Annotated in this window: 24 protein-coding genes; 10 read left to right on the top strand and 14 right to left on the bottom strand. The window is 67.9% G+C overall.

The window, feature by feature from the left end; translation table 11 throughout:
* Positions 1 to 59: 59 nt before the first annotated feature.
* Genes LFM09_RS09440 through LFM09_RS09425 form a run of 4 tightly spaced genes read right to left on the bottom strand, consistent with a single transcriptional unit; the run spans position 60 to position 4,437 of the window.
* On the bottom strand, positions 60 to 1,010 hold the full coding sequence (locus tag LFM09_RS09440; protein ID WP_414095941.1) for an ABC transporter permease: 951 nt from the start codon (positions 1,008 to 1,010) through the stop codon (positions 60 to 62).
* Positions 1,007 to 1,939 carry an ABC transporter permease gene (locus LFM09_RS09435; RefSeq protein WP_414095940.1) on the bottom strand — a complete coding sequence of 311 codons (933 nt, stop codon included), beginning with the start codon at positions 1,937 to 1,939 and terminating at the stop codon, positions 1,007 to 1,009. The genes LFM09_RS09440 and LFM09_RS09435 overlap by 4 nt, the downstream gene beginning before the upstream one ends.
* Positions 1,920 to 3,410, bottom strand: coding sequence for a sugar ABC transporter ATP-binding protein (locus LFM09_RS09430; protein WP_414095939.1), 1,491 nt, complete (start codon positions 3,408 to 3,410; stop codon positions 1,920 to 1,922). The genes LFM09_RS09435 and LFM09_RS09430 overlap by 20 nt, the downstream gene beginning before the upstream one ends.
* Positions 3,400 to 4,437, bottom strand: a complete 1,038-nt coding sequence (locus tag LFM09_RS09425) for an ABC transporter substrate-binding protein (protein ID WP_414095938.1) — start codon at positions 4,435 to 4,437, stop codon at positions 3,400 to 3,402. The genes LFM09_RS09430 and LFM09_RS09425 overlap by 11 nt, the downstream gene beginning before the upstream one ends.
* A 136-nt stretch (positions 4,438 to 4,573) precedes the next feature.
* Between LFM09_RS09425 and LFM09_RS09420 the strand changes: the two genes are divergently transcribed.
* A complete protein-coding gene (locus LFM09_RS09420; RefSeq protein ID WP_414095937.1) occupies positions 4,574 to 5,560 on the top strand; it encodes a LacI family DNA-binding transcriptional regulator in 987 nt (328 codons plus the stop codon).
* A 7-nt stretch (positions 5,561 to 5,567) separates the two neighbouring features.
* Here the strand turns inward: LFM09_RS09420 and LFM09_RS09415 are convergent, their stop codons facing one another.
* Complete coding sequence (locus tag LFM09_RS09415; protein ID WP_414095936.1) at positions 5,568 to 6,065, bottom strand: O-acetyl-ADP-ribose deacetylase; 498 nt, start codon at positions 6,063 to 6,065, stop codon at positions 5,568 to 5,570.
* A gap of 13 nt (positions 6,066 to 6,078) precedes the next feature.
* Positions 6,079 to 7,317 (bottom strand): tannase/feruloyl esterase family alpha/beta hydrolase, encoded by a 1,239-nt coding sequence (locus LFM09_RS09410; RefSeq protein WP_414095983.1) that lies wholly within the window; start codon positions 7,315 to 7,317, stop codon positions 6,079 to 6,081.
* Between the two features lie 163 nt (positions 7,318 to 7,480).
* Between LFM09_RS09410 and LFM09_RS09405 the strand changes: the two genes are divergently transcribed.
* Together LFM09_RS09405 and LFM09_RS09400 are read left to right on the top strand one after the other, a co-directional pair.
* Positions 7,481 to 8,503, top strand: coding sequence for a hypothetical protein (locus tag LFM09_RS09405; protein WP_414095935.1), 1,023 nt, complete (start codon positions 7,481 to 7,483; stop codon positions 8,501 to 8,503).
* Positions 8,503 to 12,126, top strand: a complete 3,624-nt coding sequence (locus LFM09_RS09400; RefSeq protein WP_414095934.1) for an eIF2A-related protein — start codon at positions 8,503 to 8,505, stop codon at positions 12,124 to 12,126. The genes LFM09_RS09405 and LFM09_RS09400 overlap by 1 nt, the downstream gene beginning before the upstream one ends.
* Positions 12,127 to 12,129: 3 nt before the next feature.
* On the opposite strand, the gene LFM09_RS09395 is transcribed toward LFM09_RS09400, so the two are convergent.
* Positions 12,130 to 12,462 carry an STAS domain-containing protein gene (locus LFM09_RS09395; RefSeq protein WP_414095933.1) on the bottom strand — a complete coding sequence of 111 codons (333 nt, stop codon included), beginning with the start codon at positions 12,460 to 12,462 and terminating at the stop codon, positions 12,130 to 12,132.
* Between the two features lie 98 nt (positions 12,463 to 12,560).
* Entirely contained in the window at positions 12,561 to 13,466 is a 906-nt protein-coding gene (locus tag LFM09_RS09390; protein WP_414095932.1) for a helix-turn-helix transcriptional regulator, read from the bottom strand.
* 193 nt (positions 13,467 to 13,659) lie between these two features.
* On the opposite strand from LFM09_RS09390, the gene LFM09_RS09385 reads away from it, so the two are divergent.
* Positions 13,660 to 14,673 (top strand): FAD-binding protein, encoded by a 1,014-nt coding sequence (locus tag LFM09_RS09385; RefSeq protein ID WP_414095931.1) that lies wholly within the window; start codon positions 13,660 to 13,662, stop codon positions 14,671 to 14,673.
* Positions 14,674 to 14,694: 21 nt separating this feature from the next.
* Here LFM09_RS09385 and LFM09_RS09380 read toward each other — a convergent pair whose 3' ends face one another.
* Positions 14,695 to 15,465: an SGNH/GDSL hydrolase family protein gene (locus LFM09_RS09380; protein WP_414095930.1), complete on the bottom strand. Its 771-nt coding sequence runs from the start codon at positions 15,463 to 15,465 to the stop codon at positions 14,695 to 14,697.
* Positions 15,466 to 15,643: 178 nt separating this feature from the next.
* Between LFM09_RS09380 and LFM09_RS09375 the strand changes: the two genes are divergently transcribed.
* Both LFM09_RS09375 and LFM09_RS09370 read left to right on the top strand, forming a co-directional pair.
* Complete coding sequence (locus LFM09_RS09375; RefSeq protein WP_414095929.1) at positions 15,644 to 16,165, top strand: isochorismatase family cysteine hydrolase; 522 nt, start codon at positions 15,644 to 15,646, stop codon at positions 16,163 to 16,165.
* Positions 16,166 to 16,305: 140 nt separating this feature from the next.
* Positions 16,306 to 18,564 (top strand): hypothetical protein, encoded by a 2,259-nt coding sequence (locus tag LFM09_RS09370; protein ID WP_414095928.1) that lies wholly within the window; start codon positions 16,306 to 16,308, stop codon positions 18,562 to 18,564.
* Positions 18,565 to 18,603: 39 nt separating this feature from the next.
* Here the strand turns inward: LFM09_RS09370 and add are convergent, their stop codons facing one another.
* Complete coding sequence (add, locus tag LFM09_RS09365; protein ID WP_414095927.1) at positions 18,604 to 19,608, bottom strand: adenosine deaminase; 1,005 nt, start codon at positions 19,606 to 19,608, stop codon at positions 18,604 to 18,606.
* 140 nt (positions 19,609 to 19,748) lie between these two features.
* Between add and LFM09_RS09360 the strand changes: the two genes are divergently transcribed.
* Together LFM09_RS09360 and LFM09_RS09355 are read left to right on the top strand one after the other, a co-directional pair.
* Positions 19,749 to 20,225, top strand: a complete 477-nt coding sequence (locus LFM09_RS09360; protein WP_414095926.1) for a nucleotidyltransferase domain-containing protein — start codon at positions 19,749 to 19,751, stop codon at positions 20,223 to 20,225.
* A gap of 300 nt (positions 20,226 to 20,525) precedes the next feature.
* Positions 20,526 to 21,788: a cytochrome P450 gene (locus tag LFM09_RS09355; protein WP_414095925.1), complete on the top strand. Its 1,263-nt coding sequence runs from the start codon at positions 20,526 to 20,528 to the stop codon at positions 21,786 to 21,788.
* Here LFM09_RS09355 and LFM09_RS09350 read toward each other — a convergent pair.
* The 3 genes from LFM09_RS09350 to LFM09_RS09340 all read right to left on the bottom strand — a co-directional run bounded on the left by LFM09_RS09350 (position 21,769) and on the right by LFM09_RS09340 (position 23,260).
* Positions 21,769 to 22,512, bottom strand: coding sequence for a DinB family protein (locus LFM09_RS09350; protein ID WP_414095924.1), 744 nt, complete (start codon positions 22,510 to 22,512; stop codon positions 21,769 to 21,771). The genes LFM09_RS09355 and LFM09_RS09350 overlap by 20 nt on opposite strands.
* 85 nt (positions 22,513 to 22,597) lie before the next feature.
* A complete protein-coding gene (locus LFM09_RS09345) occupies positions 22,598 to 22,732 on the bottom strand; it encodes a hypothetical protein (RefSeq protein WP_414095923.1) in 135 nt (44 codons plus the stop codon).
* A gap of 144 nt (positions 22,733 to 22,876) precedes the next feature.
* Complete coding sequence (locus LFM09_RS09340) at positions 22,877 to 23,260, bottom strand: nuclear transport factor 2 family protein (protein ID WP_414095922.1); 384 nt, start codon at positions 23,258 to 23,260, stop codon at positions 22,877 to 22,879.
* A 58-nt stretch (positions 23,261 to 23,318) separates the two neighbouring features.
* Here LFM09_RS09340 and LFM09_RS09335 point away from each other — a divergent pair, with 58 nt between their 5' ends.
* Positions 23,319 to 23,891: a PadR family transcriptional regulator gene (locus LFM09_RS09335; RefSeq protein ID WP_414095921.1), complete on the top strand. Its 573-nt coding sequence runs from the start codon at positions 23,319 to 23,321 to the stop codon at positions 23,889 to 23,891.
* Between the two features lie 15 nt (positions 23,892 to 23,906).
* Positions 23,907 to 24,215 carry a hypothetical protein gene (locus LFM09_RS09330; RefSeq protein ID WP_414095920.1) on the top strand — a complete coding sequence of 103 codons (309 nt, stop codon included), beginning with the start codon at positions 23,907 to 23,909 and terminating at the stop codon, positions 24,213 to 24,215.
* On the opposite strand, the gene LFM09_RS09325 is transcribed toward LFM09_RS09330, so the two are convergent.
* Positions 24,169 to 25,326 (bottom strand): fibronectin type III domain-containing protein, encoded by a 1,158-nt coding sequence (locus tag LFM09_RS09325; RefSeq protein ID WP_414095919.1) that lies wholly within the window; start codon positions 25,324 to 25,326, stop codon positions 24,169 to 24,171. The genes LFM09_RS09330 and LFM09_RS09325 overlap by 47 nt on opposite strands.
* Between the last annotated feature and the right edge of the window lie 102 nt (positions 25,327 to 25,428).

Here is a 25,428-nt window from a genome sequence, read left to right as displayed (position 1 = left end):
CGTCGCCACCTTGGAGGACGAGACATGATCCGGCCAGGTCCCGGTCATGATGCCCCTCTCTACCGTCGGAGTATTCGTTGCAGGACGACGACGATGAGCAGGAAGACACCGCTCACCACGGACTGGTAGTTGCTGTCGAGCGTGCCGATCTGGTTGATGACGTTCTGGATGACCTTGATGAGGCCGACGCCGATCACGGTGCCGAGGATCGTTCCCATTCCACCGGTCAGCAGGGTGCCGCCGATGACCACGACCGCGATGGCGTCGAGCTCGGTGCCCACGCCGATGACGGTGACGCCGGACTGCAGGTAGGCCGCGGTCAGGGCGCCCGCGAGGCCGGCCAGCGTGCCGCTCATGGTGTAGACGAGGACCTTGGTCTTGGCGACGGGCACACCGAGCAGGACGGCGGACTGCTCGGCGCCACCGGTCGCGAACACGTTCTGGCCGAAGGTGGTCCGGTTCAGGATCAGTCCACCCAGGACAGCCAGCACCGCCGCGATGAAGATCGGGTAGCCGAAGCCGAACACCGTGCCGCGGCCCAGCTCGACGAACGCCGAGTCCGGTGCGATCTGGTAGGTGTTAGCGCCCTCATCCGTGATGGCCAGCAGGAATCCACGCGCGAACAACAGGGACGCCAGCGTGACGATGAACGGCGCCATGTTCGTGCGGGCGATCAGCAGGCCGTTGACGAGCCCGATCGCGCCGCACACCAGCAACGGCAGTGTTAGCGCTACCAGGAACCCGTGTTGCGAGCCCCAGGCCGCGAGCACGCCGCCGAGGGCGTAGAGCGAGCCGACGGACAGGTCGATGCCACCGGTGATGATCACGAACGTCATGCCGAGCGCGATCACCGCGAGGAACGAGCCCTGCAGCGCCAGGTCGCGCAGGTTGTCCAGGCTGCCGAACCGCGGGAAGACCACCCATGACACCGCCACCATCAGGATGAGCGCCACCGCGGAACCCTGTCGCTGCAAGGCCTTCGTTCTCGTTGCCCTGACCTGAGTGATCATCGGCGCTCCCGTGCCACGTACACGGCGGCGACGATGATCGCGGCCTGGATCATCTGCGCGATGGAGTCCGGCAGGTTGTGCTTGATCAGCGTGGCCCGGACGAGCTGCATGAGCACCACGCCCATGACCGTGCCGAGCACGCGCACCTTGCCACCGGTGAGCGGGGTTCCGCCCACGACCACGGCGGTGATCGCGGACAGTTCCACGAGCAGGCCCATGTCGGCCGGGTCGCTGGCGGCGAGCCTGGAGGTGGCCAGCACGCCGGCGATCGCCGCGAGCACGCCGCAGATCGCGTAGACGCCGATCAGCACCCGGTTGACCGGCAGACCTGCCAAGGTCGCCGCCCTGCGGTTGCCTCCGATCGCGACGAGCTGGCGGCCGAACGTCGTGCGGTTCGTGAGGCCGGCGACTGTTATCGCTAGCAACACCGCCGCGAGAACACTGATCGGGATGCCGAGGACGTCGTCGGTGCCGAGCGCCAGGAACGCCGGGTCGTGCAGCTGCACGAGCTGGCCGTCCGCGATGACCAGCGCCAGACCCCTGCCACCTACCAGGAGGGCGAGTGTCGCGACGATGGGTTGGATGCCCACTTCGGCGACCAGGAAGCCGTTGAACGCTCCTGCAGCCAGGCCGATGGTGAGCGCCATCAGGATCGCCATCAGCGGTCCGGCGCCCAGGTAGAGCGGGATGATCGCTGCCGCGAGCGCCATCACCGCGCCGACGCTCAGGTCCACACCTTCGGTCCCGATCACCAGCGCCATGCCGAGGGCGACGATCAGGACCGGCGCGGCCTGGACGAGCTGGGTGCGGAAGTTGCCCAGCGTCAGGAAGTTGGCCGTGAACACGGCGTTGAACAGCAGCAGTGCGACGACGGCGACGTAGACACCGTTGTCCTGCAACCAGCGCGTTCTAGTGGCTGTCAGCGTCATCCATCACCTCCGCCGCGATCGCGCCGAGCACGTGCTCACGGGTGAGCTGGGCTCCCTCCAGCTCACCCGCGACCGCCCCGTCCCGCAGCACCACGAGCCGGTCCGCGCCGTCGAGCAGCTCGTCCAGCTCGGAGCTGATCAGCAGCACCGCCAGGCCTTCCCGCGCGAGTTCGTCGATCAACGCCTGCACCTCTGCTTTGGCGCCGACATCGATGCCGCGGGTGGGTTCGTCGAGGAGCAGGATCTTGGGTTCGGTGCACAGCCATCTGGCCAGCAGCACCTTCTGCTGGTTGCCGCCGGACAGCTCCGCGACCTTCTGCTCCGGGCTGGAGACCTTGATGCGCAGCCGTTTGATGAACGTGTCGACGATCCGGTCCTGCTTCGCCCTGCTGGTCACACCGAACCGGCTCAGGCGCGGCAACGCAGCCAGCACGATGTTCTCGCGCACCGAGAGATTCGGGATGATCCCCTCCGTCTTGCGATCCTCCGCGAGCATGCTGATGCCCGCTCTCGTGGACGCTTTCACGTTGCGCGGCACGGGTTTTCCCGCTACGAGCACGGTGCCGTGATCGAGCGGGAGCGCGCCGATGATCGCTTTCGCGGTCTCGGTGCGGCCAGAGCCGAGCAGCCCGGCGAGGCCCACGACCTCGCCCGGCCGGATCATGACGTCGATGCCGTCGATGCGGGGTTTGCTGGTCAGGTCGAGCGCCTCCAGGACCGGTTCCTTGCCCGCGTGGTGATCTTCGCCGAACGCCGTGGTGCCGTGTTCCTCGATCTCGTTCACACTGCGACCGAGCATCAACGAGACCAGCTCGATGCGCGGAAGTTCTTTCAGGGGACCCGTGTGAACGTTTCGCCCGTCCCGCAGGACCGTGACGCGGTCGCAGATCCGGTACAGCTCGTCCATCCGGTGGCTGACGTAGATGATCGCGATGCCTGCCTTGTGGAGCTTGCGGACGACCTCCAGCAGCGTCTCGACCTCGCGCGGTTCGAGTGACGACGTGGGTTCGTCCATGATCACGACGTCCGCGTCCGCCTCGACCGCCCTGGCCAGAGCGACCATCTGCTGTTCGCCGACCGCGAGTGTCCCGAGTGGACTGCTCACGTCCGCCGTGATGCCGTAGCTCTGCAGCAGTTCGGCGGCTTCGGTGTCGCGGCGTGCGCGGTCGATCAGGCCGAGCCGGTTGCGCGGCTCCCTGCCCAGGAACAGGTTGGCGGCCACGCTCATCAGCGGGACGAGGTTGACCTCCTGGTAGATCGTGGAGATGCGGCCGTTCCTGGAGATCCGGCCGGTGTCGGGGGTGTGGATGCCGGTCAGCACCTTGATCAGGGTCGACTTGCCGGCGCCGTTCTCACCGACCAGCGCGTGGATCTCGCCGCGTTCGAGCGTGAAGTCCACGTCGTCAAGCGCTCGGACACCGGCGAAGGTCTTCATGACGCCGGCGACCTCGATGACCGGGTCAGTACGCATTGCCGAGCTTCTGCTGGGCGTTGGTGCTGTCGTACTCGTCGTCGGAGATCACGATGTTCTGCGGGATCTCGTCGCCCTTCGCGAACTTCTCCAGCGTGTCGAACGCGAGCGGCCCGAACCGCGGGTTGGACTCGATCACCGCGGTGTAGCTGCCGTCCGCGACGAGCTGCACGGCGCTGCGCGTGCCGTCGACGGACACGATCTTGACGTCCTTGCCCGGCGTCTTGCCGGCGGCTTTGAGAGCGATAACAGCGCCCAGGCCCATCTCGTCGTTCTCGGCGTAGACGGCGGTGATGTCCGGGTTGCTCTGGATGAGCTGTTCCATCACGGCCTGCCCCTTGGAGCGGTCGAACTCGCCGGTCTGCTCGGCCACCACCTGCAGCCCGCTGTTGGCGATCCCGTCCTTGAAACCCTTGGTGCGGTCGACCGTGACGTTGTTGCCCGACGCACCCAGCAGGATCGCGACCTTGCCGCTGCCACCGGTCGCTTTGATCATCTGCTGGGCGGCCCGCTTGCCCTGTTCGACGAAGTCACTGCCGATGAACGTCAGGTAGTCCGGGCAGGGCTGCGAGGTCACCTTGCGGTCGATCGTGACGACCGGCACCTGCTTGGCCTTGGCCGCGTCGAACGCGGGCTGCAACCCGTCGGAGTTCAGCGGCGCCACGATCAACAGCTTCGCCCCGCGGTCCAGCAACGACTTGATGTCGCTGATCTGCTTGTTCAGGTCGCTCTGCGCGTTCGTGACCAGCAGCTCCACGCCTCTCTTGGCAGCTTCGTCCTCGATCGACTGCGTCTCGGCGATGCGGAACGGGTTCGTTTCCTTCTCCGACTGCGAGAACCCGACCTTGGCGCCCTTGAGGTCGACCTGCGGGTATCCGGTCTTGCTGCGCGGACAGCCTGGACCGGCGTTCTGCTGCTGCGCGGCACTCGCGGCAGGCCCGCCACTGGAGGTGGTCTGTTGGCTCTCTCTGCTGGTGCAGCCGGTGACAAGCAGGGCGGCAACGGCGATGAGCAGGATGCGAGACATCGTTGGCTCCTACACGGGCTGTGCGTGGTCGCGCTCTCACCGCTAGATTTGCATCGTTGTTCCAACGATGTAAAGACCGAGACTTCCCGGTACTTTTCCCGGTACCAGTTCCGGTTGAGACTGTCAGGAGGCTGCGTTGGCCACGCTCAAGGACGTCGCCCGGCTGGCGGGCGTCTCGGTGAAAACCGTGTCGAACGTGGTCAACGGCTACTCGTTCGTAAAACCCGACAACCGCCGCCGCGTGGAAGAGGCCCTGGAGGCCACCGGCTACCGCCCCAACCTGGGCGCCCGCAACCTCCGCCGCGGCCGCACGGGCTTCATCGCCCTGGTGCTCCCCGAACTCTCCATCCCGTACTTCGCCGAACTGGCCGGCCTGGTGATCGCCGCCGCCCAGGAACACGAGTGGAACGTGCTCATCGAGCAAACCTTCGGCACCCTGTCCGGCGAACGCTCAGCCCTGGCCTCCCTCGGCCCGCACCTCGTCGACGCCGCGATCCTGAGCCCGGAAGCGCTGGAGGTGGAGGACTTCCAGCTGTCGGTGCCCGCCGTGATCCTGGGCGAGCACGCCGTGGACGTACCGATCTCCCGCGTGGGCATCGACAACGTGGCCGCCTCCAAAGCCGCCGTCCGTCACCTGATCTCGTTGGGCCGCACCCGGATCGCCGCGATCGGCGCCCACCCGCAGCGCGGTACCGCGGCCCTGCGCCTGGAGGGCTACCGCGCCGCCCTCGCCGAAGCGGACCTGCCGTTCGTGCCCTCACTGGTCGTCCCCGCCTTGAACTACCACCGCGCGGACGGTGCCGCCGCCATGAAAGCGTTGCTGGACCTGCGAGAGCCGCCCGACGCCGTGTTCTGCTTCAACGACCTGCTGGCCATCGGCGCCATGCGCGCCGCCGCCGAACGTTTCGTGCGCGTGCCTTCCGATCTCGCCGTCGTCGGCTTCGACAACAACGAGGAAAGCGTCTACAGCTCCCCCTCGCTGACCTCGATCGCTCCGGACAAGGCCGCGATCGCCCGCCGCGCGGTGGACCTGCTGCACCGCCAGGTCGGGTCCGGGCCTGGGCGGGAGGACGTGGAGACGCCGTTCTCGTTGCAGGTCAGGGAAAGCACGGTGGCGCGATGACGTGGGGCTACGGGCGCGCGTACGCCTCGTACGCCGCCCTGTCGAACAGCACGAACCGCACCAGTTCCACCGGTGCGTCTGCCACCGCCGCCCGTGCGATCTCCGCCGCCGACTCCACCGGCCACCGGTAGATGCCGGTCGAGATCGCAGGGAACGCCACGCTCGCTGCCCCGAGCTCCGCAGCGATGCGGAGCGAGTTGCGGTGGCAGTCGGCGAGGAGCTCTGAACGGTCCTCCGTCGCCGACCACACCGGGCCGACCGTGTGCACGACCCACCGCGCGGGCAGCCGGCCGGCCGTGGTCGCCACGGCCTGCCCGGTCTTGAGTCCGCCGCCGTAGTGGCCGGCCCGCAGCTTCCGGCACTCCGCGAGGATCTCCGGGCCGCCCTTGCGGTGGATCGCGCCGTCCACGCCGCCTCCGCCGAGCAGGGAGGAGTTGGCAGCGTTCACGATCACGTCGACCTGCTGCTCGGTGATGTCGCCCAGCACGTACTCGATGGTGGCCACGTCCCCGATTGGATCACGACAGCGGACAGGTGGCGACATCAGCCGGCCGCGGCAAGGTCGCGGACTTCGGCGGCGCCACCCCATCCAGCCAGCGCTCCAGCGCCACGAACGCCGCGCGATGGCACGGTGCCAGCGGCCGCAACCGATCCGGGTACGCGTCAACCAGCCCGTCAACGTGAGTACCCTGCTCAACGCGGTAGTACCGGTGCAACCGATCCGGCGTCATACCCGCGTACACGTCGGAATCCTGGCTGATCGGCAGCAACACGTCGTACGTCCCGTGCACCGTCAGCAGCGGCCGCTTCACCTTGCCCGTCAACGCGATCCGCGACACCGCCGGCCCAGCGACGCGACGGCGCTCGACGTACGAGTAGTCCGCATCGCACAAAGGTGTTCCCGAGGCGCAGAACGGCACCCCACCCTCCAACGCCCCGTCGAACCCGGGATCGAGCTCCTCCCGGTAGATCCGCTGCGTGAGATCCCAGTAGTAGCGGTAGTGGTAGTCCCACAGAAATTCCGTCCCAGCAGGAAAACCAGCCGCGACCAGCTGCGCGTGCGCCGCAGGATCACCAGCCAGATAGGCCGGGTAAGCGCGCAGAACCGCAGGCAGGAACGTCAGGAGGTGCGGGCCGGCGACCGTCCACAAAGTACCTTCCCAGTCGACGCCGCCGTCGTACAGGAAGGCCCGGTTCTCCAGCTGCCAGCGGACGAGGTAGCCGCCGTTGGAGATGCCGGTCGCGATCGTGCGCCGGGGCAGGCGGCCGTAGTGTTGCGCGACAACGGACTTAGCGGCCAGTGTGAGCTGGGTGAAGCGGTGGTTCCACTCCTCGATGGCGCGGCCGTCGCGGTAGAACTGCACGCCGGTGTTGCCCTTGTCGGTGGCGGCGAAGGCGTAGCCGCGGGACAGGACCCAGTCGGAGATCGCGCGGTCGTTGGCGTACTGCTCTCGCACGCCCGGTGAGCCGGTCACCACCAGGCCACCGTTCCAGCGGTCGGGCAGGCGCAGCACGAACTGCGAGTCGTGTTGCCAGCCGTGGTTGGTGTTCGTCGACGAGGTGTCCGGGAAGTAGCCGTCGATCTGGAGGCCGGGGACGGCGCCGGGCAACGGCAGGGCGGCGCTCGTCAGGCCCGCCCAGTCGGCGGGGTCGGTGTGGCCGGAGAGCGCTGTGCCGGTGGTGGTCAGGTCGGTGAGGTGGGCGACCTGCTGGTGTTCGGCTCCGGGGACCGCGACCGAATCATGGGCGGGTGACATCAGCGTTGCCACCAGGGCCAGGGCGAGCGAAGCATGTGCTGGCACGACAGACCTCCTCGTCATCTGGGTGGAACCTATTGACGAGGTCGTTGCGGCGACACGGTTGTTCCCCACACAAGGCGGGTTCATCAAGTAGTGCGCAGCGCCACTGCATAATCGTGCCGTGACGTCTCCGCTGCTGCGCAACGAGATCACCGACCGGATCGAGGTGCTGCGGCCGTCGTTGAGCGCGACGCAGCTGGTGCGCCTGCGGACCATCCGCGACCTGGTCGACGACGCCGGGCGGTTCGTGCTGCGGCCGGCGTTGGAGCAGTGCGACTTCGGCAACGCCAACGACTTCCAGGACTTCCTGTCGCGCGTCAACGTGACCGCGGACGGCGCCGGGGTCGATCTCAAGCTGGAGGTCGATGACGATCACGGCTGGTTCAGCGGCGGTGACGTGGTCGAGCAGAGCATCGCGTCGTTCACGGACAAAGCCTCTGGGCGTACTGACATCACGGTCGAGCCGGAGGTCGCCGAGATCGGGGCGTCTCGCCGGACTCGCGTGTACGTGAGCTTCTGCGCGCCCAACCAGACCGCGGCGCGCAAGGTCAAAGAACTGCTGGAGCAGCTCAGGACAGCGTTGGCGCTCGACACCGAACGCCATTGGGACGTGCACCATTCCGACTCGGTCGGCCTGGGCGAGCACGTCGAGGACACGCTCGACCGGTTGAGCGCGGAGGCCGACATCCGCGTGGCGCTGATCAGCCCTGCCTACCTCAACGACGCCGACGAGCGGCGTCGCGGCCTGAGTCAGGGACGGGTGATCGCCTTCGCGTTCGGTGCGCTGCCGTCCGGCCAGCACGTCAACCTGCATCCGTTGCAACGGCACGACGTGCGCCGCGCCAACGAGCCGTGGGAAGAGCTGGCACCCAAGAACCGCAGGTACTACGTAGACGATCTGGAGAGTTCGATCCGGCGGGCGCTGAACCCGCCTGACCAGCTCAGCGCCGCCAAGCCGTTGGAGGACTGGGCGGTCAAGGTCGCGCACAAGCGTGGACGCGACGAGAGCAAGCACATCGTCCACTCCGAGGCGACGGAGACGTCGTTCCAGGAGTCCCAGCTCAACCGCCCCGCCGCCGCGGACGGTCCGCCGCCGCGGACGGTCCGCCGCTGCGTGCGGTCGAGCGGCTGGTCGACTGGGTGATGGACGACCAGCCGGGGGCGGCGCGGCTCTGCGCGTTGCTCGGCGACGTCGGCATGGGCAAGACCACCACGGCGAAGCTGTTCTCCCAGCGCCTCCTGCAGCTGCGCAAGAAGGACGCCGGCGTCCCGTTGCCGATCCTGTTCGACCTGCGCGAGGTCCGCATCCCCGAGCTGCGCACCGCCATGACGCTCGACGAGATCCTCGACGGCGTGCTCGACATGACCCGGCCGGCGAACGTGTCGAAGGAACGCCTCAACGCCCGCGTCGTCCGCGAGCACGTCGACCGCGGCGAGGCCGTGATCGTCTTCGACGGCCTGGACGAGGTGCTGGTCCACCTCAGCCCGCACGACCAGACGCTGTTCACCCGGCAGCTGTGGCGGGCGCTCGACGAGGACGGCGGCTCGAAGATGCTGCTGACCTGCCGCACGCAGTACTTCCGCACCATCCGCGACGAGGTCACGTACTTCACCGGCGAGACCCGCGCGGGCCTGCGCGCCGACGACTACCTCGCGCTGCTCATGCGCCCGTTCCGCGACGACCAGGTGCGCGAGTACCTGATCGCGAACCTCGACTGCGACCAGGCCCGAGTCGACGGCTTCCTGGAAACCATCGCGGCCGTCCACGACCTGCCCGATCTGGCCCGCCGCCCCATCACGTTGCGTCTGATCGCCGACCAGCTGGACTTCATCGAACAGGCCACGCTCGAAGGCCGCACCGTCTACTCCGTCAACATCTACTCCGAGGTCGTCGACCGCTGGATCTCTCGCGACGCCGGCAAACACACCCTCACCCCGGACCACAAACGCCTGCTGATGGAGGAGATCGCCGCCGCGTTGTGGCGCTCCGGCCAGAACGCCTGGAGCCCGGCCGAGGTCGACGAGTGGCTGCTCGAAGTCCTCGAGCACCGGCCGGATCTGCGCCGGCACTACGGCCAGCAGATGCCCGAGCTGTGGAAGGCCGACTTCCGCACGGCGACGTTCCTCAAGCGCGAAGGTGACGAGTTCCAGTTCGCTCACCGGTCGCTCTTCGAGTACTTCCTGGCCCAGTACCTCTTCCGCGCACTCAGCTCGCCGTCAGCGAACTTTGAGGCGCTCGCAATGGCGGTGCCGAACCTCGAAACGCTCGGGTTCCTCGCCCAGTCCGTCGCTTCGGCACCCGACAAGCACCGTGCAGCGGCGCTGAACTCCCTGCGGCTCATCGCTTCCAGTTACGAGCCGGAAGTCTCCGAGCTCGCACTCGCCTATGCGCTGCACGCGGAACGACACGGACATCCGCACCAGTCGCTGGTCGGCGTGCAGCTGGCAGGGGCGGACCTGCGTGACTGGGAGTTCGGCGCTGAAGATCGAGACGTGTCGCTCCTGCTGGCTCGAGCGAACTTCGCCGGAGCCGACCTGCGCCACACGTCGTTCGCCAAGACCGATCTGGCACATGCCGACTTCACCGGGGCCGACCTGGCTTCCGCCGAGTTCCACTCCTCCACCCTGACCGGGAGCTCGTGGCAGGAGACACGAGCCGCAGGCGTGATCCTGCGCGAATGCCGCGTCGACGGCGATGTCCTGGGCGGCGCCTCGTTGCACCGAACCCAGGTGCTCAACTGCACGCCGTCACCGGACCCTCGTCCGGGGCTGCTCGTCGCACCTCACGCGGATCCCGGGCAGTTCCCGCACCCCCGCGTCGGTCACTTCACCGCGAACGCCAGCACGATCTGCGGAACAGCGTGGTCACCCGACGGCAGCCACATCGCCACCGCGAGCAGCGATGGCACGGCAGGCCTCTGGGACGCCACCACCGGCGAGCTCGTTCACACCTTCATCGGTCACACCGACTGGGTACGGGCCGTGAGCTGGTCTCCCGACGGAACACGCATCGTCACCAGCAGCGATGATCAAACGGCGCGCGTCTGGAACACGGTCACCGGGGAGACGACCCACCTGCTCACCGGCCACACGGACTGGGTCCAGTCCGTCGCCTGGTCACCGGATGGCACGCACGTTCTCACTGGAAGCGACGACGGCACCGCTCGAATCTGGAGCACCACGACCGGCCGCACGACCCGATTGCTCAACCCCGGAGACGGCATCGTGATCGCCGTCGCGTGGTCGCCCGACAGCACCCGTCTTGTCCTCGCGCGGGCCGACGCGGAAGACGGAGCGACTGACATCCATGATGCCACCACCGGCGACCGCATCCTCCGGCTCGTCGGTCACGGCGACGGCTCAACCCGCACAGTGGCGTGGTCCCCGGACGGAAGCCGGATTGTCACTGGCGGCGGTGGCGACCACACCGCGTACGTCTGGGACGCCATGTCGGGCGCACTCGTTCACTGTGTTTCTGATCTGTCAGGCGCTGTCGATGTGGTTGCGTGGTCGCCGGACAGCACCCACTTCTTGACCGGAAGTGACACCGACAGCGCGGCCGTGTGGAACGCCGACTCCAAGCAACTCGTCATGCGACTCGACGAGGACCGCAGAAGCCAGGCCCTCGCGTGGTCGCCCGACGGTTCGCGCGTCGTTGTCTGCAGTGGCTCGCACGCCCAGATCTGGCACTCCAGCGGCGAAGCCGACCAGACCCTGGCGCCCGAGTTCAACTACTTGGCGAGGCAGGCCGTCGACTGGTCGCCGGACGGTACGCACCTCCTCATGAGCAGCGAAGGCAACACCGCACGCATGTGGAACACCACATCCGGAGAGCCGGCGATGCGCCTCGCCGGCCACCTCAGGCCCGTCAGATCCGTTGCCTGGTCACCGGACGCATCCAAGGTCATCACCGGCGGTTACGACGACACCGCGCGCATCTGGGACGTCGCCACCGCGGAAACTGTCCTTCACCTCACCGGCCACGAGGGGGCCGTCAACGACGTCGCCTGGTCCCCGGACGGTTCCATGGTCATCACCGGTAGCCAGGACGGCACGGCCTACATCTGGAACACCACCACGGGCGAACCCGTTCTTCAACTCAGCTGCGATGCGCAGCCGGTGAAGGCGGTCGCTTGGGTGCCGGACGGAACGCGCGTTCTCACGGTCACCGAACGAAACAGCATCCGGCTGTGGACGATCTCCACCGGAGAGTTCGTCGATCGTCCGTTCGGCTCCTACTTCCTGCCCGTGTTGTCGCCGGACAACAGCCGCGTGATCACTGGTGCCATCGAAGGTCATCCCACCATCTGCGACGCGGCCACCGGCGAGCCGATCCACGAACTCACCGGGCACGTCGGCTCGGTGTCGGCCGCGGCCTGGTCCCCGGACGGCACCAGGGTGATCACCGGCAGCGACGATCAGACCGCCCGCATCTGGAACGCCACGACAGGAGAGGAGATCCACAATCTCGTCGGGCACACCGACTGGGTTCTGAACGTCTCGTGGTCTCCGGACGGCACCCGTGTTCTCACCACTGGCGACGACAACACCGTCCGGATCTGGGACGCGGCGACGGGAGGACCGGGCGGACCGACCTTCCTCGCTCCCAACAGAAACGAGATCGCCGTCTACGACCGGTCGACGAACGAAATCCTCGGCGCCACCAAGGGTGCGTGGCGTTGGCTGGGCTGGACCGTCGTCGAAGACGGACGGATGACCCGGCTGCCCGCCGAGACGTTCGGCCCGATTCCGTTGATCGAGTTCTGAGGCTCAACCGAGCGTGCCGCGGAACTGGTCGAAGCCGAACAGGTCGAGCACCCGCCGCACGGAAGGCTGCGTGCGGCGCAGGTCGAACGACTTGCCGTTGTGGTGCGCGGCGCACAACAGGAGCAGCAGGCTGCGCAGGCCGCTCGCGGACAGGAAGGTCACCTCGGCCAGGTCGATCGACACGCGGCGGGTGGCGGTGTCGGTGATGCCGGGGAGCACGGCGGCCAAGAACAGGTCGCACGTGGTCACGTCCATCTCGCCTCGGCAGGTGGCCACGAAACGCGTGCCCGAGCGCTGTGTCCGCACGGCGAACGGGCTGATCTCACAAGCGGTCATCGGACCTCACATCGGGAGAAATGGGACACCACTTCACCGCACCGCGGCAGGGCGCGATAGCAGCGGAAGCGAAGGGGCGACCGGGAAAGCGAAGTGCCTCAGCCTGACCGCAGGGTCTGCGAAGGCGAGACACCGTAGGCAGCGCGGTAGTGGGCCGCGAAGACACTCGGACGGGCGTAGCCCCAACGGGCGGCGATCGCGGTGACTGAGCCGTTTGCCGCCCGTAGGTCGGCGTCTGCGCATGAGAGGCGCACGCGTCGGAGGTAGGACATCGGGGTCATGTCGAGGTGGCGGCGGAAGGCCAGTTGTATCGCGCGGATGGACACTCGTGCGGCGTTCGCGATGTCGGCGGCGGTGATGTCCTTCGCGGCGTTGTTCTCAATGAACGCCACTGCACGCCGCACGGTGCACGGGTGTGCATCACGCCGATCCACGCACGTCTCGTTGAGCGCGTTGGTCGGGAAAGTGGCCAAAGTCGTGGCCACGAGCAGACGTGTCGCGTTCGCCACCACCAGCGGTGAGTCCTCGAACACCGGAAGCACCTCGTTGCGCAAGTGCACACACATCGAGCGCCACGCGGCGGCGTGAACAAGCGAGAGAGGACGGCATCCGGCGAAGCTCACGCCGTCAGCGACCTCGTCGAGCACCGCCTGGCTCAGCACGACCATCGACGCCTCGGGGTCGTCGATCGCCGCCGCGAACGGCCGGTCGGGCGGCGCGCTCAGGAACACGTCTCCCGGCCTCGAGAACCGGTCCTCGCCGTCCGAACTGTGCCGGAGCAGCCCCGACTCCAGGTACCCGAACACGTAGTTGCGCAACGGTTCCCCGGTGGCTTCGAACCCGATGCGCCCGCTGATCCGGTCGAACCGGACATGCCCGAGCATCCGCGAGGTCATCGTCATCAGCGACCGATCGCGCCCGCTGGCGATGCGTATCCGGGCATAGGCCGCGCTCAAGACCTCGTGTGCCGCGTCCAAGTCGGTCACTTCGACGACCTGCTCCACGTGTTGCACGATCCTCGCCCGGCCCGGCGGTGTCCATCGCCAGGACGGTCGCTTCCTCTGGCAACGTGACAACCATGCCCCTCCACACCGACGAGGCCACCCTGGACTGGGCCGATCAGGACTACGGCGACCTGGTCCACACCGCCCGGCCGCGGTTCTGCGCCCGTCCGACGCCGCCGAGATCAGCGCGGTGATGGCGGCGAACGCCCTGGTCGTGCCCCGCGGCGCCGGCCATTCGACCGCGGGCCAGGCCCAGGCCCGCGACGGCGTGGTCGTCGACATGACCGTCCTGAACACCGTCCACGAGATCCGCCCCGGCCACGTGACCGTCGACGCGGGCGCACGCTGGAGCGAGGTCCTCCGCGCAACCCTCCCCCGCGGCCTGACCCCACCCGTGCTCACCGACTACCTCGAACTCACCGTCGGCGGCACGCTGTCGGTCGGCGGCCTGGGCGGCGCCAGCCACCACCACGGCGCCCAGACCGACAACGTTCTCGCTCTCGACGTCGTCACCCCGACCGGCAGCCTCGTCACCTGCACGCCCGACCACAACCGCGAGGTGTTCGACGCGGTGCTGGGCGGCCGGGGCCGCAACGGCATCATCGTCACAGCCATGCTGCGACTGGTCCCGGCGCCGGAAACCGTGCAGTGGCACCGGCTCCACTACGGCACGACCTCGGAGCTCGTTGCCGACCAACGCCTTCTGGTCCGGGCCGGCTCGTTCGACTACGTGGAGGGTCAGCTCAAGATCCGCGACGGGCAGCGCGTCAGGGAGCTGGAGGCCGTCAGCTTCACGAGCGCCAGCCTCGACGGGCTGCGGTTCGAGGAGTCCGACACGCAGGTCACGAGCTACTGGGACTTCGTGAACCGGCTCGCGGCCGGTGAACCCGTGATCAGGGCGGCCGGGCTGTGGGACTCGCCGCACCCGTGGTGCAACGTGCTTCTGCCCGACCACGCCGTCGAGTCCACGCTGCGGCACCTGGAGAGCGAAGGTCCCGAGTTGTACAGCGACTTCGGGTTGATCCTGGCCTATCCCCTGCTACGTGACAGGATCAGCAGGCTCGAGCTCCCGGACAGCGAGCTCGTCTTCCTGGTGGCAGCACTGCGTTACGCGCCCGAAGACGCCACGGCCATGCAGGCAGCCAACGAAGTGCTGGTCCAGAAAGCACTGCAGGCAGGCGGAACGCTCTATCTCGAACCCCTGTAGAGCGTTCCGCCCGCAGTTGACTCAGACCCTCACGAGCGTGGCCAGCGCCGCCTGACCCTGCTGGTTCGGGTGGAACACGGCTTCCGGCCCCTCCTGCCCCGGCGCCAGCGCGTCGAACCCGCGCAGGAACGGCGTCCCAGCCTCACAAAGCGCGTGACCCGCGAAGGTCTCGGGCCGGTCGAACGGGCTGGTGAAGATCGCGCGCGGGTAGGACGAGCGGACCGCGGACCTGAGGGTGGCGTCCAGGGCGTCGGCGACCTTGTTGCCCTCGCGGCGTTCCGCGGTGGTCAGGATGCCGTCGCCGCAGACCGGGTCGAGCGTCGCGCCGGGAGGGTTGTCCGAAGTGGACACCTGGCGGCCGTAACCCACGAGCACGATGCGGGCGTACGGGCTGCGCTTGCTGATCTCGCCCAGCAACGCGGTGACGTTGCGGCCCATCTGGGGCAACCGCGCCAAGATCGCTTCGGTCGGCGCGCCGGTGCAGTCGGCCTGGATGCAGGTGCCGCCGTAGGCCGCGTAGTCGATGTCGTTCGTGCCGATGCTCAGGAGCACCAGCGAGGTGTCCTTGCGCAGGGCGTCGAGCTGGGCCGGGCGGTCCTTGAACGGGCGCGACAGGTCGGCGGTGGCGGCGCCGCTGCAGCTGACGTTCGTGAACGAGGCGAGCCTGCCCTGGGCGCGCAGGCGGGCGGCCACCTGTTCGCCGTAGGAGTTGTTGCTGCGCCAGCAGTTGCCGGCGGTTCCGTCTTGATAGGCGCCCGCCCCGGTGCCGGACGCGTAGGAGTCGCCCAGCACGACCAACGAGGTCGGACGGGCAGCGTTGGCCGTGGGAGCGATCCCAAGAGCTGCTAAAACGGCCGTGAGGACAACAATCGTTCTTTCACAGAACCCCCAATGTTGATGTTGTACCACCGGCCATCCTGCCCTAGCGGACGCCGTGCCCGCCGCGAAACGAAGCGATAGCGTGGAACCCGTGAAGGCGGCCTTGGTGATCGTCGACATGCAAGAGGTGCTCATGCCGGTCGTCTGGCAGGGGCCGGAACTCGCGGACCGGATCAGAGACCTCGCAAACCGAGCACGCGAGAACGGCGTGCCGGTCATCGCGCTGCAACAGATCGGCGGACCGCACTTCGCACCCGACGCACCCGGCACGCGGCTCTGCCAAAGCCTGAACCTCCGGCCAGAGGACACAGTGATCCAGAAGACCGCCACGGACGGCTTCTACCGCAGCGACCTCGCAGCGGCGCTCGACGGCGTCGACACCATCGTGCTGACCGGTGTCGGCACCGACTACTGCGTCGACGCGACCGCCCGCGCGGCCGTCAGCCGCGGTTTCGACGTGATCCTGGTGGAGGACGGCCATTCGACCACCGACGACCCCGAGGCCGGGCTGACCGCCGAGCAGGTCGTCGCGAGGCACAACCGGATCCTCAGCCGCGCCGTCCACCCCGGCGGAACCGTGAAAGTGCGCCCTGCCGCCGAGCTGTTCGCCTGAACTCAACAAAAACCCCGGACAGAAGCGTTCGTCGGGTGACACGATCCGCCGAACGGTTCGTTTCTAGGGGGAACATGAGAACCTCGGGAAGACCCTGGCGTAGCGCCGGGGCACTGGTCGCTGCGCTCACCGTTGGCCTCGTGGTGGCTCCGGGCACCGCGAACGCCGCCCAGCCACCCAGCTGGGCCACGGTGACCCCGTCCACATGGGTCACCACCGACTCCAAGCAGCCGCACAGGTCGATCACGACAGGTGATGCGCGCGTCGGCGCTTGGAGGGACGACAAGCACCACATCGGCAAGTCGTACTTCACGTTCGACATCTCCCGGTTCAAGGGCACGCAGCTGTTCACGGCCTCGCTGCGCACGCCGGAGAAGGCCGCGAACGACTGCACCAAGCCGCGTGCCACGCAGTTGTGGGTCGTGAAGCCGCAGGAAAAGATCACCTGGGCGCACCAGCCGTGGGAGATCACGAAGGTCGAGCAGTTCCCCAACGAGGACTGCATCTCGCCGTGGCTCGGGTGGAACGTCGCCGAGCCCATCAAGAAGGCGCTCGAACGAGGCAAGACCGAGATCACCTTCGTGCTGCGCATCGAGGAGCGCTTCCAGGGCAAGACGGAGTACGGCCGCACCTACGACCCGGCCGCGTCCATCACGGCCTCGTTCAACACGCCGCCGGGCACTCCGACCGACCTGACGATCGCGAACCAGAAGTGCGACGGCACGCCGATCTACTTCTACGACCGGCAGCCGCAGGTCACGGCGATCGCGCACGACGCGGACGGCGTGTACGGGCTGGAGGGACGGCTCGCGTTCTGGCCGGTGAACGCGCCGGAGCAGCGGGTGGAGAGCGGACTGATCTGGGCCGGCGGCGGTTACATCAGCAGCTGGTTCCCCGCGGGCATGGTCCAGGACGGCGGCACCTACGCGTTCGCCGCGCGCGGTGAGGACGGCACCGCCAACTCCGAGTGGTCCGCGCCCTGCCAGTTCACCGCCGACCTGACCCCGCCGGCCACCGCGCCGGCGATCTCGTCGACGACCTACCGGGAGAACGCAGGCCCACCCGGTGACGGTGGCGAAGGCCTGCCGGGTGACTTCACGTTCGACGCCAAGGGCGACAAGGACATCATCGCATTCGCGTACGACGGAATCGGGGTCTACGGCCGGGTCGACGCCGACGCACCGGGCGGCAAGGCGACCATCGCGGTCACGCCGACGAGCGACGGTCCGATGTACATCTCCGTCCGCGGCATCGACAAGGCCGGCCACGTGTCACCGGCCATGGACTACCGGTACTGGGTGCGCACGACCGCGCCGTACATGACCCACCCGTACTTCGAGATCGGCGAACCGCGCGAGATCGAGTTCACGGCCAACCAGGACGGCGCCACGCGGTTCGTCTACCAGCTCGACGCGGGCCCGGAGCAGAGCCTGCCCGTCGGTGAGGACGGCAAGGCGCGCACGACGTTCGTGTTCCCCGAACCGGGCCAGGACCGGCACGAGTTCAAGCTCTGGACGGTCAACGGCACCGGGGTCAAGTCGGGTGTCACGGACAACACGCTCTTCGTCAACCAGGCGCAGCCCTGGATCGACGTCGAGCCGTGGTGGGGGCCCATCGGCCTGAAGCGCACGTTCACGGTCACACCGAACCGCGAGAACGTCGTGTCCTACGTGTACAAGATCGCCGACGAGCCCGAGAAGCAGGTGCCCGCCGACGCTGACGGGTCGTTGACGTTCGAGTACACGCCGGAGCAGAAGGGCGACTTCCCCGTTCTGGTGGCGAGTGTCAACGCCAAGGGCATCCGGTCCGGCTGGGGTGAGAGCAGCTTCCTCGCCGAGGCACCCGCGCCGAACGTGACCAGCGCCGAGTACCCGGAGTACGGGGAGACCGGCGCACCGGGCCTCACCGGCACGTTCAAGTTCACGTCGCAGCTGCCGATCGTCACCTACAAGTACAGGTGGAACGACGGTCCGGAGCAGACCACCACGGACGCACAGGTCCAGTGGACGCCCACGAGACCGGGCTACTACTACCTGAGCGTGTTCGGTGTGACCGCGAGCGGCGTGGAGACCGAAAGGCGGTCGTACTCGTTCCGGGTCAAGGCGTTCCCGCCCACCCTGACGAGCCCGCAGTACCCGGAGGGCGGTCCGGTGACCGCGCGTCCGAACCAGCCGATCGAGTTCGTCGTGACGCCGAACCTGCCCGGCTCGCACGAGGTGCTGCTGAACTTCCACTGGGGCGGCACACCCCAGGTCCTGCCGGTCGGTGAGGACGGCAAGGCGCGCTTCACCCACACCGTGACGTCCAGCCAGTCGTTCTACGTGACGGTGTCGAGCCGCACGCCGAACGGCCTGGAGTCCGGCAGCATCGAGCGCGGATTCCACGTACCACCGCAGTAAGAGCGTGGCCCGCCGGCGAACAACCGGCGGGCCACCCGCTCACACCGCAGCCAGCACCGCGGAGATCTCCTCCAACAGCTCGGTCTTGCGCTGGTTCGGCAGGAACGAGGCCAGCACGGCGTTCTCGGCCAGTCGCGCGACCTCCGAGTGGCTCAGCTCCAACGCCGACGCCACCGCCAGGTACTCCCCTTCCAGCGTCGCGCCGAAGAACGGCGGGTCGTCGGTGTTGAGCGTGACGACCACCCCGGCGTCGAGCATCTGCCGCACGGGATGCTCAGCGATCGAGGAAACCTGCTGCGTGCGCACGTTCGAGGTCGGGCACACCTCCAGCGGAATCCCTTTCAGCACAAGGTGTTCCACCAGCGCGGGGTCCTGCGTGCAGCTCGTCCCGTGCCCGATCCGCTCGGCGCGCAGGTCGCGCACCGCCGACCAGATCGTCTCCGGACCGGACGTCTCCCCCGCGTGCGGCACGCTGTGCAGGCCCGCATCCCTTGCCGCGTCGAAGAAGGGCGCGAACTGGGCGCGGCCGACACCGACCTCGGGCCCGCCGAGCCCGAACGACACCAGGCCCTCCGGCCGTTCGTGCAGCGCGAACGCCAGCGTCTCGCGCGCCCCCTCCAGGCCCTTCTCGCCCGGAATGTCGAAGCACCAGGCCAGCTCCACGCCCATCGCGGCGGCAGCGGCACGACCGGACGCCAGCCCGGCGAGCAGCTCGTCACCGGACATGCCGTCGAGCAGGTGGTTGTACGGAGTCACGGTGACCTCGGCGTACCGCACGTTCTGCCGCGCCAGGTCAGCGGCGAGCCCGACGACGAGCGTGTGGATGTCGTCGCGGCCCTTCAGCATCGACTGGACCGCCCAGTAGACCTTCAGGAAGTGGTCGAAGTCGCGGAACGTGTAGAAGCGCTCCAGCTCGGCGCGGTCGGTGGGCACCCCGGCCTCGGGGTGACGGCGGGCGAGCTCCAGCACGGTGTCGACGCCGGCCGAGCCGACGAGGTGGACGTGCAGCTCCACTTTGGGCAGTGCGTGAACGAAAGAGCGCATGGCAAAGCTCCCTGAGGCGAAGAAGGTGAAGGGTGACGGGAAGGACCGGGCGGCTCAGGGAGCGAGGTCGCCACGTTCGGTGTCAGCGCCGTAGAGCGGCAGCTTGAAGTCCGGCACGATCTCCAACGTAGCATTTCGTGGTGACCGCTGAGGACGTTCTGGAGATCTTGGCCGCGCTGGACGGCGCCGATGTCTGGATCGGCGGCGGCTGGGGCGTCGACGCGTTGGTGGGCAAGCAGACCCGCCCCCACGACGACCTGGACCTCATGCACCGCGAGGAACAGGAACCACAGGTCCTCGCCGCTCTCGCCGCGCTGGGGTTCACCGAGACCCTGTCGTGGCGGCCGGTGCGGTTCGTCGTCACCGATCCCGCCGGCCGGGAGATCGACCTGCACCCGCTGCGCTTCGCCGAGGACGGCAGTGCCGAGCAGTCGTCCCTGACCCCGGGCGAACCGTTCCTCTACCCGGCGAGGTGCTTCGTCACCGGCGCGATCCTCGGCACCACCGTGCCGTGCCTGTCCGCGGAGCAGCAGCTCTACTTCCACCAGGGCTACGAGCCGCGCGAACGCGACCTGCACGACCTGGCCCTGCTGAGGAACCACTTCCGTCAGTCGTAGACCGATCGCACGCAGGCAACTCCGCCATCTGCCCCCACCTGCGATTTGAAATACCAATGAAGACGTCCGCCCAAAAGGGCAAATCTTCTTCATCAGCATTCCTGTTGACACGAGGAGTCATTCTTCTGTCAACCGCATATGCCCAGGTCAGAGCGATACAGGAACAAAATCGGTTGGACGCGAACCAATTTTGGTACTTCCGGAACGTGCCGAGGTCCAGTTCTTTCCCCAGTTTCTCGCAGCTTAAAACTCGCACATCCCTCGCATTGCCACCGACCGAACATTCCCGAAGAGGATGCGATGACAGACGCGATGACGACTGCCTCAGATCCGGACGCGGCGCTCGACGCCATGAGACCCGTGTTACCGGGCGACCTCATGGAACGCTCGGGCACGTTCGACCCCTCACCGCGGCTCGCGCGGCTCAGCGCGGCCGGCCCGATCCACAAGATCGAGCACCACGACGAGACCCTGTGGCTCGTCACGAGCCAGGGCACCGCCAGGACCCTGCTGGCGGACCCGCGGATGAGCGCGGACCGGTTCAAGGTCAAGCGGCTGCGCGACAAACTCACCCCGGAGATGCGCGACAAGTTCGCCGACGCCGAGAGCCGTGCCGGGTCGTTCATCACCACCGATCCGCCCGAGCACACCCGTTATCGCAGGCTGCTCGCCCGGCAGTTCACGATGCGGCGGATGCGGGCGCTCACCGAGCAGATCGAGGACATCGTCACGGCGCGGATCGACGCCATGATCGCCGCCGGGCCGCCGGCGGACCTGATCCGCGACTTCGCGTTGCCGGTGCCGTCACTGGTGATCTGCGAGCTGCTCGGCGTGCCGGTCGCCGATCGCGGGCACTTCCAGGACGACACCATCGAGCTGCTCGACATGGCCACCGACCTGGACGGCCTGATCGAGGTCGGCACCCGCATGCACCGCTACATGTGGGGACTGGTGCAGGAAAAACGAGCCAACCGCGCGGACGACCTGCTGTCCGAGCTCGCCGCCACGAGCGACATGTCCGACGACGAGATGGTCGGCCTGGCGAACCTGCTGCTGATCGCCGGCCACGAGACCACGACCAACATGCTCGGACTCGGCGTGCTCGTGCTGCTCGACCACCCCGAGCAGCTCAACGCCCTGCGCGAAGATCCCGGCGGCCTGATGGACACCGCGGTCGAGGAGATGCTGCGCTATCTGTCCATCATCGACACCGGAATCGTGCGGTACGCGGTGGAGGACATCGAGATCGGCGACGTGATGATCCTGGAGGGCGACACGGTGATGTGCTCGGTGATCGCTACGAACCGCGACGCAGCCGAGTGCCCGGCACCGGACGAGTTCCGCATCGACCGCCCGCGCAGCAGGCACCTCTCGTTCGGCCACGGCGTGCACCAGTGCCTGGGCAACGAGCTCGCCCGCATCGAGATGTCCGTCAGCTTCCGCGAGCTGCTGCGCCGGTTGCCCGGCCTGCGGCTCGCCGTTCCCGCGGAGGAGGTGCGCGTCCGCACCACGTCGACGATCTTCGGCGTCAAGCACCTGCCGATCACGTGGGACGTGCCGTGAGCACGTCCAGGTCGCGCTCGGCGAACCGCCGGTGTTCCCACTCCTCGTTGAGGATGCACCGCAGGCACCTGGCCACCGGGTAGCTGCGCGACTCCGGCCAGCCGGGCGGTTCCAGCACCGCGACCGTGTCCGACGCGAGTTGCTCCTCGGTGAGGTTCGCCAGCACCTCGCGCATTCCGGCCATCCGGTCGCGCCGCAGTTCGAGCATCTCGTCGAGCGACGGCCGCGCCGCGTAGTCCTTGGGGATGTTCGGGATGTCCTCCATCCCGTCGCATCCCAGGCCGAGCGGGTGCCACGGTGCCGGCTCGCCGAGGATCGCCCGCCTGATCCACGAGTCGGTCGCGAACACCAGGTGCCGAAGCGTTTCGATGAACGAGAACTCACCGTCCACCGACTCGTGCAGCAACCGCGGGTCGAGGCCGCGGGCACGGTCGACCGTGCCCGCCCACAACCGTTCGATGATCTCCCACGCCTCGCGGTACCCGGCCGGGTCCGTCGGCTTCATCTTGGCCCGCTCAGGATCACGCCGGTTCAGCTCGGCCTCGACGAGCGGCGCCACGTCCACGCCGTTGACCACCAGCTTGCCGATGTAGCCGTCGATCTCGACGTCGGCCACGTAGGCGCCTCGCAGCACGACGCGGTTCATGATCACCTCGCGGAACCGCGCGCCGCTCAGGTCGACGCGCTCGAACCGCGAATCCCGCAGGTCCTCGTTGAAGTCCATGACCGCGAAACTAGTTGGCGCCGGTGGCCAGCGTGCGACGAGTGAAGGGATTCAACCCGACCTTCGGCCCTGAAAAAGCCCTGACCTACGACAACTCGTCCCGCGGCGACGAGGCCGACACGGTCCGGTTCCTCGCCGGGTTCGGCAGCTCCGCCTTGGAGTTCACGATCGGCACCGGATCGAGTGCGGCCTGCCGAGCTGGGCGGCGCGGCTGCGCCACCAGTTCATCGACGTGGAGACGCTGGAGGTCGACCACGTCGGGTTCGGCGTCAACCGGTACGACCCGGTCACCCAGATGCTCGACGAGAACCACGTGGAGATCAGCGCCGACGGCATCCGGTTCAGCCCGTGAGCGTGTACGAGCTCAGGCCGTGACCTCTGCCTTGATCTGCTCGAACTGCTTCGCCATCGCCTCCGAGAGAGCCTGAGCGGCGGACAGCGGCCGCACCATCACGGTGAACTCGTCGATCAGGCCGTCGGCGTCGAGGTGCAGGAAGTCGCAGCCCTGGATCTCCTTGCCACCGACCTCGGCCCGGAAGACCAGCGCGTGGTTCTCGCCGTCCGCGATCTCGCGCTCGTAGCGGAAGTTCTCGAACACCCGCATCACGCCGCGCAGGATCGCGGCGGTGAGCGGCTTGCCGGGGTACGGGGCGAACGCGACGGGGCTCGTGAACACCACGTTCTCGGCCAGGCAGGCGGCCATCGCGTCGGTGTCCCGTGCTTCGACGGCTGCGCGGAAGGCGTTCATGAGCGGCACCCCGAATACTCAACTTGTTGACTAGGTCGCCGCACCGTAACCTGCTGGTATGTCCCTGCGCAACGCCGTGATGGCCGCGCTGCTCGACGGCGCCGCGTCCGGCTACGACCTCGCCAAGGCGTTCGACGCGTCCGTCGCGAACTTCTGGATGTGCACGCCGCAGCAGCTCTACCGCGAGCTGGACCGGATGGAGGCCGACGGCCTGATCAGCGCGGAGACGGTCGAGCAGGAGCGCCGCCCGAACAAACGCCTGTTCTCCCTGACGCCTGCCGGGCTCGAAGCGCTTCGATCCTTCACCGGACAGCCCCACAAGCCCACCGCGATCCGCGACGAGCTCATGGTCGCGGTGATGGCCGCCGACGCCGGGAACGTCGAAGCGGTTCGAGCCTCGTTGCGCGAACGCAAGCAGTGGGCCGAAGCCAAGATCGAGCGCTACGAACGACTCAAAGCGCGGATGCTCGCCGGTCGCACTGAGGACGAGTACCTGAGCGAGGCCGAGCGGGTCGGGCCGTACCTGACCTTGTTGCGCGGCCTGTCGTTCGAACGGGACAACGTGCGGTGGTGCGCGCGCTGCCTCACGGTGCTGGAGCGGCGTGGTGCCCGCCTCGACGCGTCCAGGTGAGGTTGAATCGAACACATGAACGGCATCTCGTTGTTGCAGGAGGCACTCAGCGCGCCCGCGGAAGAGGCGCGCAACCGGTTCGCGGGGCGGCTCAACGGATACCTCGAGGGGTCCGACATCGTGCACGCCGTGCGGCTGCAGGGCTGGCTCGGGCTGGAGGTGCCCGGCCCCGGCTGTCACGTCGGCACAGGCAGCTGGGACTTCACCCGGTTCAAGGCGACGACCTCACCCGTGACGTGCGGGCGTTGCCGCAGCGCAGGACTGCTGACCAGCTCGTTCACCGGCGGCCCGCACCAGCAGACCCTGGATCTGGAAGGGATCTAGGAACAACGACTGTCGGCGACCACTTGGTGCACGTCGAACGGCCGAGGAACCGCTTCTTGCAGGACTCGATCGAGAACCCGTAGCTGCGGCCGGGATCGGCGTCGCGGATCGTGAAGCGGCGGGCGGCCACCTCGACGCCGGGCCCAGGTTTGGTCCGTTCTTCCCACCACTGCACGTTGAACGCGTCGGCGTCCGGAGAGCTCCACACGACCGTGAGGCTGTTCTCGGTGCGTTCCACGGACACAACACACGGCCTGTCCGGGTACGGGCAGTCGCCGACCTTGCTCACCGGTTCGTAGCGTCGTCCCACCACCGCGGACACCGAAGCGCCCGTCTCGTCGACCGAAAGGTCCGCGGAGACGTACCCGTGTTCGAAGTTGAGGAACCAGATCTGGCCGTCCGAGCGCGGGTAGTCGACCGGCGCCCCGAGTTCCCGCAGCTGTGAGTGCCACGCCCGCACCATCGAGTGGGTGATGATCATCGTGCCGACGCCGGGAATCGCGTACACGTGGTTGCGCACCCGAACGTCTCCCACGGGCGTGTGCCGGAAACCGGTGAAGTCGGTGGCGGTGCTCGCCAACGCGCAGACGCTCCTGTCCTCGGTGAATTCGAGAACGTCGTCGTCGACGATGACCGCCGGGCATCGCGCGTGTTGCTCCGACTCCACCACCGCAGCACGCACGATCGCCGCGATCAACACGCTCACCGCCACGATGAACGCCAACGCCTGCACAGCCATCCACGCCCGTGAACGCCGTGGTGGTGGCGGCCCGATCTGCACGGCCAGCTTGCGCGCGCAGTGCGTCTGCCACCACGCCGACGCCGCCAACACGGGCAAGGCGGTCAACAGCGCGTAGTGCACCATCACGCTCTCATCCTTGCCGTCCAGCGCAACGACAAGCACGGACGCACAGCCCAGCACGGCCACAGCGCCGAGCATCAGCACTCTGGTGAGGCGCCACCACCACGGCGCGGACAGCACCTGATGCGACCACTCGCGTGCCACGGCCATGACGTCGGGTGAGGCGAGCTGGCGCAGTGCTGCGCGGCGGGCGCGGAACCCGAGCTGCCACCACGCGACCTGCGCGCCGACGATCTGGCTCAGCCTCATAGCGGCAGCGTTCAGCCCCGTTCCACCGGAAGTCCACTTTTGTTCCGCTGGAAGGAACTTTCCTTGCCGAACACGGCGAACCGCCCGGACCATCAACACCAA

The organism is Lentzea alba (assembly GCF_047445655.1).
In the GTDB taxonomy this organism is placed as follows: Bacteria; Actinomycetota; Actinomycetes; order Mycobacteriales; family Pseudonocardiaceae; genus Lentzea; species Lentzea alba_A.
This window is presented reverse-complemented; position numbering and strand designations above follow the sequence as displayed.